This window comes from Thalassococcus sp. BH17M4-6 (assembly GCF_049323015.1).
In the GTDB taxonomy this organism is placed as follows: Bacteria; Pseudomonadota; Alphaproteobacteria; order Rhodobacterales; family Rhodobacteraceae; genus Puniceibacterium.
The window spans coordinates 18,361-28,214 of the sequence record NZ_JBMPGU010000025.1 but is presented as its reverse complement, the minus strand read 5'-3'; the positions used below and the strand labels follow the sequence as shown (position 1 = coordinate 28,214).

Sequence of the window (9,854 nt, the reverse complement as noted above, 5' to 3'; positions counted from 1 at the left end):
CAACACGAAACGCCCACATAGTGCTCTGGGCTACCGCCCGCCAGCGCCAGAAGCCATCGTTCAGATGGACCAAAGGCCAGTCATGCACTAACAATCAGATCGGACCACTCAACTGGGGCTGATCACTACAACACGAAACGCCCACATAGTGCTCTGGGCTACCGCCCGCCAGCGCCAGAAGCCATCGTTCAGATGGACCAAAGGCCAGTCATGCACTAACAATCAGATCGGACCACTCAACTGGGGCTGATCAACACTAAGTGCAAAGACGCATAATGAAGTTTATGTTAAGTATGGGCGCGCTTCGTGGGCGCCCGTGAGCCTAGCTTATGTCAATTTTACTTTGTCGGCATGTCTCTAATCGTTGTGTTACGCGCGGGCGCAACTTGTATTTTTCATTTAGTCCCATTGTTGCCAACGTCGCTTCGGCACAGGCGACATCTTCGTGACTTGCGGCGCCGGAAACGCCGAACGGCCAAACAATTTTCGTCTTCTCGCATTGAAAAGCTAACGGCCCCGCGAAAAGATGCGGCCGTGATAACCCGGGCACTATGTAGCCTCTGCTTTATTTCATTGGCGAACTGCTTCGAAATTCAACCCGGTGGCTTCCCTTAGGTGTGTTTCGAAGAAATCCGTGAACGTCGCTACCAGCGGCGGAAGCACCTCGTAAGGCGGATAGAACAGAGTCAGCCAAAGGGGTGGAGCGGTCCAATCACTCAGAACGGATTCGATCTCGCCAGATTCAATGCCATCGCTGACGATGAAGTCTGGTAGAAGCGCGATGCCATTCCCGGCTTTGGCCATTTCGTACAGAAAGTCGCCGTTATTGCTGACGACCGAGACCCCAGCAGACACATTTCGGGTTCGTCCGCCATAGCTGAGCTTCCAGCTTTCGGCCTCTCCCGTCGACGAATAGGACATGCACACGGCCGGATCGAGATCCTCCGGCGACTCGGGCCGAGGGACTCGATTGAACAACGCGGGTGCCGCCACCAGGTGACGCGGGACTTCGCAGACCTTGCGCCAAATAGTCGATTTATCGCTTGGTGGGCCCGAAATGCGCACTGCCAGATCGCAGCGCTCCTCGACGATGTCGACAAGCGAATCGGTCAAGTGCACTTCCAACGTGATGTTTGGAAAAGCCAGCCGAAACCGGTCAATCAAAGAAGGCATCAGCCGCATGCCAAGTGACATCGGCGCGTTGATCGATAGCCGTCCGCGATCCGGTCGAACTGCTCGGGAAACTTCTTCGGTAACCTGGTCAAAATCCGCGACAACGGGTCGATAGCGTGCGGCGACCATCGCCCCAGCCGTCGTCAGGGAGACCTGCCGCGTAGTGCGTACCAGAAGCTGCTGGCCGAGATCTTCTTCCAACCGAGCCACGATGCGCGTGACCGAGGCCGGTGTCATTTTGAGGCTGCGGGCAGCGGCGGCAAAGCTGTTGAGCTCAACCACCGTCAGAAATACCCGGATAGGCTTAATGTCCTGCATGTGCAGGTTATTACATTTGTGACAATAATTAATGCAATATAATTTCGATTAATCGCAACTATGTTTTGCCTTACCTTGTTCTCAACAAAAGCAGCCGATGAGAGAGGCAAAGACATGATCACGGAAATCAAGGGCCTGCACCACGTCACCTCGATGGCAAGCGATGCCCGCGAAAACAATGCCTTCTTCACCAATACGCTTGGCCTGCGCCGGGTCAAGAAGACGGTAAACTTCGACGCACCCGAGGTCTATCACCTCTATTACGGCGACGAGATCGGCACGCCCGGCTCGGTCATGACCTACTTCCCCTTCGGCCAGATGCCCAAAGGCCGTCGTGGCACCGGCGAGGTTGGTGTGACCGAGTTCGCCGTCCCGAAAGGCGCGTTGAGCTATTGGAAAGATCGCCTCGCCGCGCAAGGCGTGACCGGTCTGACCGAAGGCAACTTCCTGGGGGAAGCACGCCTCACCTTTAACGGCCCGGACGGAGACGGCTTTGCGCTGGTGGAAAGCGATGTGCGCGGACGCACGCCCTGGTCCGGGACGGATGTGCAGCAAGACGCGGGCATCCTCGGCTTTCATGGCGCACGGTTCAGCCTGCGCGATGCGGCCGCAACCGGCGAGCTTCTGACCTTCATGGGTTACCAGAAGGATGAAAAAGATGGCGCTGTCACGCGCTACAGGATCGAAGGCGGCAACGCGGCGGATATCATCGACATCGAGGAACTGCCCGGTGCCAGAACGGCCGAACAAGGCGCTGGATCGGTCCACCACATTGCCTTTGCCGTAGAAGACAGGGCGGCACAGCTAGAGGTGCGCCGTGCGCTGATGGACACAGGCTACCAGGTCACCCCAGTGATCGACCGGGACTACTTCTGGGCGATCTACTTCCGGACCCCCGGTGGTGTGCTCTTTGAGGTGGCAACCAACGAACCCGGGTTTGACCGGGACGAGGACATCGCCCATCTCGGCGAGGCTTTGAAACTGCCGACCCGGTATGAGCCGCACCGCGCCCAGATCGAAGGGCTGCTGCCCTCGATCGCCGCATAAGGAGCAGTTCCATGCTGACGGACACCTACAAGGCCCTGACCAAGCCTCCCCAAAAGGGCACACCGCTGATCTTTGCCTTCCACGGCACCGGCGGGGACGAGACGCAATTCTTCGATCTCGCCGGGCAGCTTCTCCCCGGAGCAGGCATCGTCTCACCCAGAGGGGACGTCTCAGAGATGGGCGCCGCACGCTTTTTCCGCCGGACAAGCGAAGGCGTCTATGACATGGAAGACCTCGCACGGCGGACCGAGGCGATGGCGTGTTACGTCGCCGAGCACAAGGCAAAGAACCCGGGCAGCCCGGTCTACGGGTTCGGCTATTCCAACGGGGCCAATATCCTTGCCTCGGTCACTATGGCCTACCCAGACCTGTTCGACCGGGTCGGGCTGCTGCACCCGCTCATCCCCTGGACACCGACGCCGAAACCTGGCCTTGCCGGAACCCGCGTTCTCATAACGGCTGGTCGGCGCGACCCGATCTGCCCCTGGCCGCTGACCGAAGGTCTGATCGACTGGTACGCGAAACAGGACGCAGAGGTCGCAACCGAGATCCACGATGGCGGGCATGACTTGCGCCAACCTGAGCTTTTGGCCCTGCAAGCCCTTTTCTCGGCCGTGTGATGCCGCCGGAATGCTCAAGAGAGATGTCACCTGCTCATCGACCGCGCCATGACGATGAGAGACCACGGGGCGCGAAGTGCCGTGCCCCAGTTTTCACATGAAGTAAGGAATCCGCAACATGGCTAGTGTGCAGATCAATTATACCGAAACAGAGAGCAAGGGGCGCTACGTGGCAACCACACCGGAGGCGGAGGGAGAGGCGGAATTGACCCTGTCAAAGGTGACGCCCAAACTGATCATCGCTGACCACACCTTCGTGCCTGACAGCATGAGAGGCATGGGCGTGGCGCGCCGCCTTGCCGATCGGCTGATCGCCGATGCCCAGGAACGCGGCCAGCGGATCGTACCTCTCTGCCCCTTTGTTCGGGCCCATGCCCAGAAACACCGGGACGAGCTGGAAGACGTAATCCAGTGGTAAACAAAGGGCCGGTCGTAGGGCACCCTTATGAAGACTCGTTCACAGGCGCCCGGCAAGAGGATCGCCATCGAAAGAAAGGACGAAAATGAGCTGGAACCCGACACACAACCCCGTATGCCCGCTGGGGCACACCGGCGAAATTGAAACGCTGATCATCCCGCGCGCCCGCGATCTGGGTGGCTTCGAGGTGCGGCGCGCCCTGCCCTCGCCTGCACGGCAAATGGTGGGGCCGTTCATCTTCTTCGACCAGATGGGTCCGGCCGAGTTTATCACCGATGGCGGTATCGACGTGCGTCCACACCCCCATATCGGTCTCGGCACCGTGACTTATCTCTATCAAGGCGAGTTCGAGCATCGTGACAGTCTTGGCACCCACCAGATGATCTATCCCGGGGAAGTGAATTGGATGGTGGCTGGGCGCGGCGTGACTCACTCCGAGCGCACAAGCGACGAGACCCGTGCAGGGCGCCACAAGCTGTTCGGCATCCAGACCTGGATCGCCCTGCCTGAAGACCGCGAGGAGATGGCGCCGGATTTCGAACATCACAAGGCGAACGCGCTGCCGCAGTTTCAGGACGGTGGTGCTACTGCCAGGCTGATCCTTGGCGAGGCTTATGGCAAAACCAGCCCCGTCACCATGCAATCCGAAACCTTCTATCTCGACGTCATTCTCGAGCCCGGCGCGTCCTTCCCCATGCCCGACAATCACGAGGATCGCGGCATCTACGTGTCGGACGGCAGCATCGAGGTGAGCGGCGACACGTTCGAGGCCGGCCGGATGATGGTCTTTCGTCCAGGTGACCGTATTTCGGTCAAGGCTGGGCAGCAGGGGGCACGGCTCATGGCCCTTGGTGGCGCGACGCTGAACGAGAAACGCTACATCTGGTGGAACTTCGTGTCCTCCTCGAAGGACCGGATCGAGCAGGCCAAGGAAGATTGGAAGGCGGCCGATTGGTCGAACGGTCCCTTCAGACTGCCACCGGGCGACGAGGAAGAATTCATCGAAATCAGCCCAGAGCTTGAACGCACGCGACCGCGCGACTGGTAGCCGCCCGCTGGTTCCGTTGCCGGGCCAAAGTGAAGGGATCAAAGCGCAGCACACCAGCGGGACTGTGCTGGCATAGGTCTCTTCCGCTGGGCGGCGGTCAGGTGTCTGACCGCCTCAGGTAAAGGACGGTCAGAATAACCCAAAGGCCTGCGATGATGCCGGTCTGCGCCCAGTAGGGCCATGTCGACTGTTCCTCGGTCAGCACGGATGCCAATGTATCGGTCATGTTAACCGATGCGAGTCCAAGCGCAGTGAGGCCGAGTACGGTCAAGGCAATTGGAACGACCTTGATGTCACGTGAAGCGGCATAGAACAGGCCGACATAGCTGAGCACCGCGAAAGAGATGATCTTGTCCTGATAGGCGTAGAACGGAGTATCGTAATAGACGTACAGGATCGGAACCTTGATCCCGAAGAAATGCGCAATCGCCATGCAGACGAAGTAGGCGACACAGGCCAGGAGGCCGAAACGAAGGAGGCGGGGCATGTGGGGTTCCATTGTCGAGGTTTTACAGTCGAGGTGGCAGGCTGACCCCGGTCCGGGTGACAATCCTGCCAGTTGGAGGTCCGATCCCGCCAATCCGGGTCACAGCCCCCAGATTCAGGTTCGGGCCTTCTCGAAGGCGGTCCAGGCGGCTTCGAATGCGTCGAAGTCGAACCCCGGTCGGCGGGCGGCGTTCAGCACGATGGCCTCGGTGCCCTGCATCCTGGTGATCGCGGCTGCCAGCTCGGCAACGTAGTCCTGTGGGATCACAAGTGCCCCATGACGGTCGGCGTGAACCAAATCGCCGTCAGCAATGGTCAAACCGAAAACTGTGACCGGTGTGCCGATCTCGCGCACATGGACGAAAGCATGGCTCGGACCAATGGAGCCGGCGATAACCGGAAAACCCTCAGGCAGGTCGCCAAGGTCTCGCATCACGCCGTTGGTGAGCGCCCCGGTGAGGCCGAAACCCTTGTGCACTGTGGTGTTGATCTCGCCCCAATAGGCGCCGACGGCATTCGCGCCGTCGAGGTCCTCGACCACCGCCAGAGCAGGCCGGGTTCCTGTCGCCATATGACGGTAGTAGTCCATCCGCCTCGATTTGATCACTTCCGGCGCCTCGTCCGGCGGGGCAGCGGCGGCAATCTTTGCGGTGCGTGCCACGCCTACAATTGCGCCCGCTTGCGGGTCGCTGCACAGAACCGTGCCGCGTGTGAAACGATCAAAGCCGCGCTTGCCTTCGATCACTTCGATGGCGTTGCAGACAGTGGGCGTGTCGACCTTGCGCAGAAGGTCCAGAAGTTCGGGTGTCATGTTCTCTCCAGCCAGCGTTCAAGCGCTGCATTTGTCTCGTTCGGTTTTTCCAGAGTTGGCATGTGCCCCGCACCCTCAATGATCGCGAGTGTCGCGCCCGTTAGCAGACCGGCCATCAGCTCGTGCCGCGCTACGGGGCAGAGAGTATCGTGCCGCCCGCAAAGCACCAAAGCCGGTCCGTCGAAACCACGCAGCGTCTCGCTTTGATCCGGGCGATCGCGCAGGGCGATGGACTGCCGGATGAAGACCTCCGGCCCGAGATCAATTGCCATCTCCATGCAAAGATCCAGCAAGGCCTGTTTGCCCGGACCATCCACGAGGTAGTTCGGCTTCATCTCGTCGCGCATGACCTCGGCCATGCGGCCTGCGCCAGCCTTGTCCATCTGCGGCCCACGCCTGACCTTGACGGTGTCGGCCTCGGCCAACGGATTGGTGTCAAGCAGCGCGATGCGTTCGACACGGCCCGGCGCTTGCCGCAGGACCTCCATCGCGACGATCCCGCCCATCGAAAGCCCGGCGAGCGCGAACCGTTCCGGCGCTTGGGTCAGCACCTCGGCTGCCAGAGCCTGCATACTGTCCGCACCTGAGATCGGCGCGTGATGAACAACCCGGCGACCCGAGAAATATGCGGTCTGCGGGCCGAACAGTCGCGCATCGCACATCATGCCTGGCAGGAATACAAGCGGTGTCATCCGACCAACGCGGCGCCTTCGGTCAACGCTGCTAGCTTGGCATAGGCGATATCCGGGTCCACCGCGCCGAAGCCGGCAAAGGTACCAAAACCGCAATCGCTGCCCGCGATCACGCGCTCGGTGCCCACGATCCCGGTGAAACGCTCGATCCGCTGGGCCACGACCTGCGGATGTTCGACGAAATTTGTCGTCGTATCCACCACACCGGGCACCAGCACCTTGTCGTCGGGAATATCGGCCTTGCGGTCGCGGAAAACCGTCCATTCATGGGCGTGGCGCGGGTTCGACGTCTCAAAAAGCACATAGCGGGACTTCGTCCGCATCAGCGTGTCGAAGACCTTCTCCATCCCAATGTCGCAGCAATGTGGCCCCTCGTAATTGCCCCAGCAGATATGAACCCGCACACGCTCCTGCGGTACCTCGGATAGCGCATGGTTCAACGCCTCAACATGGGCATCGGCGACTTTGACGAACTCCGCGTCGGAAAGATCGGTGAAGAGCATGTGCCTTGAAAGCGCCAGATCCGGACAATCCAGTTGCAGGTCCAGTCCGGCGGCCACGATGGTCTCGTATTCGGCCTTCATCGCATCGGCCAGCGCCGCAAGATAGGCGTCGCGTGTCGGATAGAAGTCGTTCTGCAGGAATAGGGAAATCACACCGGGCGAGGCGGCGTTCATGAAGCCGCGCGCCGCCCCGTGTTCGACCATCGCCGCCTTGAGGTTTGCGATATCCTTTTCCAGTTCGTCCTGCCCCTTCGACCGCACCTCGCCCACGCACATGGGCCGCGCGTATTGCGGCGTACCGCCGTCGTTGGCGATCCGCTCGAGGAAGCTGGGAAACATCTTCAGGTCGGCCGGCGCATTGCGCGGGCTGTCTCCGTCGAACCCGGTGTAGCGATCTTTGACATAAGTTGCATAACTGATCTTCGACGTCTCGCCATCGCTGACGATGTCGATACCAGCATCAGTCTGTCTGCCGACCGTCTTGGACACGGCGGCGGTCATGCACGCATCGAAATCCGCCTGATTGAAAGCCTCGCCCCGTTCGCGGGCGAAGATGAAGTCGACCACATCTTGGCTGCGGGGCAGAGAGCCCACATGGGTCGTCTGAATTTTACTCATGCGGGCTCTCCCTTCTCGTGTCAGTTCCCGGTCCAGCTGGGCCCAGCCGGATCTTCGGTGCCCACGATGTGATAAAGCGCTGCTTCGCCGGTCATGGAAGGAACGGCAGAATGGGCAAGGCCCTCGGGCACCGACATGGTGTCGCCGGGGGCAATCGTCGCCGACCCGCCGTCCCAATCCACGCGCCAGTGGCCCTTGACAGGCATCAAGACTGACGGACGATCGTGACTGTGCTTGGTGTCGGTGGCCGAGGCACGGGTGATGAAATCGACCTCGAAGCCGGGCTTGTCCTTCAGCAGACCGGTTTCGCCGATCACCTTGCAGGGTGCCTTGTCGGACAGCGCCACCATGTCCCAGTACCGGGCGACGTGGTTAGGCAGGACCTCGGCCGTGGTGGGTTCAGGCCGCTTGGCCAGCTCTTCCTCGGACATCAGCGGCATCGGATTCACCCCGTCCGGCAGACGCTGCTGGCGCTTGGTATCGTAGAGCTTGCCGTCCTCGCCCAACACCAGCCCGTGATCGGCTGCATCCTCGATCACCTGCGGCGCCCACATCACGCCGCCACCAGCATCGTCGCCGCCGAGGATCGCCATGATCATCCCGTAATCGGTGCCAATGTTCTCGAAGCCGCGGAATATACCGGTGGGAATGTTGAAGATGTCGCCCTCTTCCAGCACCACTTCGCCAGCGCTGCCCCAGCGGCCCCAGAAGAAGCGCCAACGGCCGGAAAGAACAAAGAATGCCTCGGCCGTATGGTGATCATGCAGGGAGTTTCGGCACTTGGGCGGCTGGCCGGCCGCGCCAATATTGAATCCGTGTGGGACCCCGATGTGGACATGCTGGTCGGGCGACTCGGACACACCACCGCCGATGATGGTGAAGTTCTCCTTCTGGTCGCTGCCCGGCGTGTGGGCGTCGATGAAGGCAGTTTTACAAGGTTGCAGATCGCCGTAACGGACGATGCGTTTTTCGATTTCCTGAGGTGTCATGAGACTGTTCCTGTTATTCGGTTGGGGTCAGAAGGTGAAAGACCCCTGCCCCGGCGGCCGCAGGTTCAGCCGCCGTGCCCTTCGGCTGGCGAGATAGCCGTGACGGCGGCGCAGAGCCTCGGACGGCGAAGGCATCACAATTCACCCGTCTTCAGAAGGATCTGCTTCCAGATCGCGGTTTCATCGAACAGGGTCCATTCGCGACGCAGTTTTGGCGCCCCGCCAACCAATGCGCCGAATTCGGCGTGGCTGATCCCTAGAACATAGACCTCTGCACCCGTTGGAGTGCCAAAGGCGCCCCAGCCCTCATGCTTGCCATGGAGGCTCCAACGGATGGCCGAGCGCGGCGGCATCATCGGGTCCTCGCGCCCAATCGTGTGGTGGATCGTGAACGTGGCATTGGGGAAGGCCGCCCGTAGGCCCATCCAGAACCGGTCGGCGCCCTCAAAACTCAGCGTCTCCAGCCCGCCGGGATAGGAGAGGTTCGCGCCACGGTCGTAGGCTTCTGGGATCACCGTGAAATCCGCGCCCATGATCCGCGTCAGGATGTCTGCGTGGCGTTGACCCCATTCGTTGTCGTTGCCCGTCCCCTTGTAAGGGCCGACAACGTCATTAGCTGGCGTCAGCGGCTGCACGCAGGCTTCCGGCCCGCCCTCGCGGGCGATGAGGTCGCGGGCGAATTCCTTGGGCTCCCAGCCCAGTTGCCGCACGATGGCGCCCTGATCGCGGATCAGCCATTCGTCGTTGATCTGATTGTCAATGGCGTGGCAGTCGGCCAGGATACGGTAGTGCAACTGCTTGCCCGTGGGCGCGCCATAAACGCCGGGATAGGCATGGGTCGCGGTCGAATGCAGCCGATGCGACGACAGCATTCCCGCCTCGGGCGTGCCGGACCAGATCACGTCCTCGCCAAATAGCGTCCTGTCGGGAAACTCGGCCAGCGTCGCCATGGTTGCGCCGATCACGTCCTGATTGCCGACCACGACAGAAGCAGGCGACCGCACCACGATCTCCGGCGCGTAATAATCATGCAGGGTCGCGATGCCGCGATCTTCCCAGATCTCTTTGGTGATCCCAATGATGTAATCGGGAAAATCGACGAATTTCGGGTCAAAACCCTTCATCGGAGTG

12 protein-coding genes are annotated in these 9,854 nt (G+C 60.8%); 5 read left to right on the top strand and 7 right to left on the bottom strand.

The window, feature by feature from the left end:
* Positions 1-93 precede the first annotated feature (93 nt).
* The gene (locus tag ACOXXX_RS21020) at positions 94-219 is read left to right on the top strand and encodes an integrase core domain-containing protein (RefSeq protein WP_422828592.1); all 126 of its coding nucleotides are present in this window, start codon (positions 94-96) and stop codon (positions 217-219) included.
* Positions 220-570: 351 nt separating this feature from the next.
* Here the strand turns inward: ACOXXX_RS21020 and ACOXXX_RS21015 are convergent, their stop codons facing one another.
* Positions 571-1,491, bottom strand: coding sequence for a LysR family transcriptional regulator (locus tag ACOXXX_RS21015; protein ID WP_422828590.1), 921 nt, complete (start codon positions 1,489-1,491; stop codon positions 571-573).
* A 114-nt stretch (positions 1,492-1,605) separates the two neighbouring features.
* On the opposite strand from ACOXXX_RS21015, the gene ACOXXX_RS21010 reads away from it, so the two are divergent.
* The 4 genes from ACOXXX_RS21010 to ACOXXX_RS20995 all read left to right on the top strand — a co-directional run bounded on the left by ACOXXX_RS21010 (position 1,606) and on the right by ACOXXX_RS20995 (position 4,624).
* Complete coding sequence (locus tag ACOXXX_RS21010; protein ID WP_422828591.1) at positions 1,606-2,538, top strand: ring-cleaving dioxygenase; 933 nt, start codon at positions 1,606-1,608, stop codon at positions 2,536-2,538.
* An 11-nt stretch (positions 2,539-2,549) separates the two neighbouring features.
* Positions 2,550-3,158 (top strand): alpha/beta hydrolase, encoded by a 609-nt coding sequence (locus ACOXXX_RS21005; protein ID WP_422828589.1) that lies wholly within the window; start codon positions 2,550-2,552, stop codon positions 3,156-3,158.
* A gap of 118 nt (positions 3,159-3,276) precedes the next feature.
* The gene (locus ACOXXX_RS21000; RefSeq protein ID WP_422828588.1) at positions 3,277-3,576 is read left to right on the top strand and encodes a GNAT family N-acetyltransferase; all 300 of its coding nucleotides are present in this window, start codon (positions 3,277-3,279) and stop codon (positions 3,574-3,576) included.
* 85 nt (positions 3,577-3,661) lie between these two features.
* Positions 3,662-4,624, top strand: a complete 963-nt coding sequence (locus ACOXXX_RS20995) for a pirin family protein (RefSeq protein WP_422828587.1) — start codon at positions 3,662-3,664, stop codon at positions 4,622-4,624.
* Between the two features lie 97 nt (positions 4,625-4,721).
* Here ACOXXX_RS20995 and ACOXXX_RS20990 read toward each other — a convergent pair whose 3' ends face one another.
* The 6 genes from ACOXXX_RS20990 to ACOXXX_RS20965 form a co-directional block, all read right to left on the bottom strand.
* A complete protein-coding gene (locus ACOXXX_RS20990) occupies positions 4,722-5,111 on the bottom strand; it encodes a hypothetical protein (protein ID WP_422828586.1) in 390 nt (129 codons plus the stop codon).
* A gap of 114 nt (positions 5,112-5,225) precedes the next feature.
* Positions 5,226-5,921, bottom strand: coding sequence for an RraA family protein (locus tag ACOXXX_RS20985; RefSeq protein WP_422828585.1), 696 nt, complete (start codon positions 5,919-5,921; stop codon positions 5,226-5,228).
* Entirely contained in the window at positions 5,918-6,613 is a 696-nt protein-coding gene (locus ACOXXX_RS20980) for an alpha/beta fold hydrolase (RefSeq protein ID WP_422828584.1), read from the bottom strand. Before ACOXXX_RS20980 ends, ACOXXX_RS20985 begins: the two co-directional genes overlap by 4 nt.
* Positions 6,610-7,734: a cobalamin-independent methionine synthase II family protein gene (locus ACOXXX_RS20975; RefSeq protein WP_422828583.1), complete on the bottom strand. Its 1,125-nt coding sequence runs from the start codon at positions 7,732-7,734 to the stop codon at positions 6,610-6,612. Before ACOXXX_RS20975 ends, ACOXXX_RS20980 begins: the two co-directional genes overlap by 4 nt.
* Before the next feature lie 20 nt (positions 7,735-7,754).
* Positions 7,755-8,723 (bottom strand): cupin domain-containing protein, encoded by a 969-nt coding sequence (locus ACOXXX_RS20970; protein ID WP_422828582.1) that lies wholly within the window; start codon positions 8,721-8,723, stop codon positions 7,755-7,757.
* Positions 8,724-8,857: 134 nt separating this feature from the next.
* Positions 8,858-9,847, bottom strand: coding sequence for an ester cyclase (locus tag ACOXXX_RS20965; protein WP_422828581.1), 990 nt, complete (start codon positions 9,845-9,847; stop codon positions 8,858-8,860).
* Positions 9,848-9,854: the final 7 nt, after the last annotated feature.

Excerpts from the sequence above, each read along its gene's own strand:
- ACOXXX_RS20995 (WP_422828587.1), top strand. The coding sequence starts at position 3,662 with ATGAGCTGGAACCCGACACACAACCCCGTATGCCCGCTGGGGCACACC.
- ACOXXX_RS21010 (WP_422828591.1), top strand. The coding sequence starts at position 1,606 with ATGATCACGGAAATCAAGGGCCTGCACCACGTCACCTCGATGGCAAGC.
- ACOXXX_RS20990 (WP_422828586.1), bottom strand. The coding sequence starts at position 5,111 with ATGCCCCGCCTCCTTCGTTTCGGCCTCCTGGCCTGTGTCGCCTACTTC.
- ACOXXX_RS20975 (WP_422828583.1), bottom strand. The coding sequence starts at position 7,734 with ATGAGTAAAATTCAGACGACCCATGTGGGCTCTCTGCCCCGCAGCCAA.
- ACOXXX_RS20965 (WP_422828581.1), bottom strand. The coding sequence starts at position 9,847 with ATGAAGGGTTTTGACCCGAAATTCGTCGATTTTCCCGATTACATCATT.
- ACOXXX_RS20985 (WP_422828585.1), bottom strand. The coding sequence starts at position 5,921 with ATGACACCCGAACTTCTGGACCTTCTGCGCAAGGTCGACACGCCCACT.
- ACOXXX_RS21000 (WP_422828588.1), top strand. The coding sequence starts at position 3,277 with ATGGCTAGTGTGCAGATCAATTATACCGAAACAGAGAGCAAGGGGCGC.
- ACOXXX_RS21015 (WP_422828590.1), bottom strand. The coding sequence starts at position 1,491 with ATGCAGGACATTAAGCCTATCCGGGTATTTCTGACGGTGGTTGAGCTC.
- ACOXXX_RS20970 (WP_422828582.1), bottom strand. The coding sequence starts at position 8,723 with ATGACACCTCAGGAAATCGAAAAACGCATCGTCCGTTACGGCGATCTG.
- ACOXXX_RS21005 (WP_422828589.1), top strand. The coding sequence starts at position 2,550 with ATGCTGACGGACACCTACAAGGCCCTGACCAAGCCTCCCCAAAAGGGC.
- ACOXXX_RS20980 (WP_422828584.1), bottom strand. The coding sequence starts at position 6,613 with ATGACACCGCTTGTATTCCTGCCAGGCATGATGTGCGATGCGCGACTG.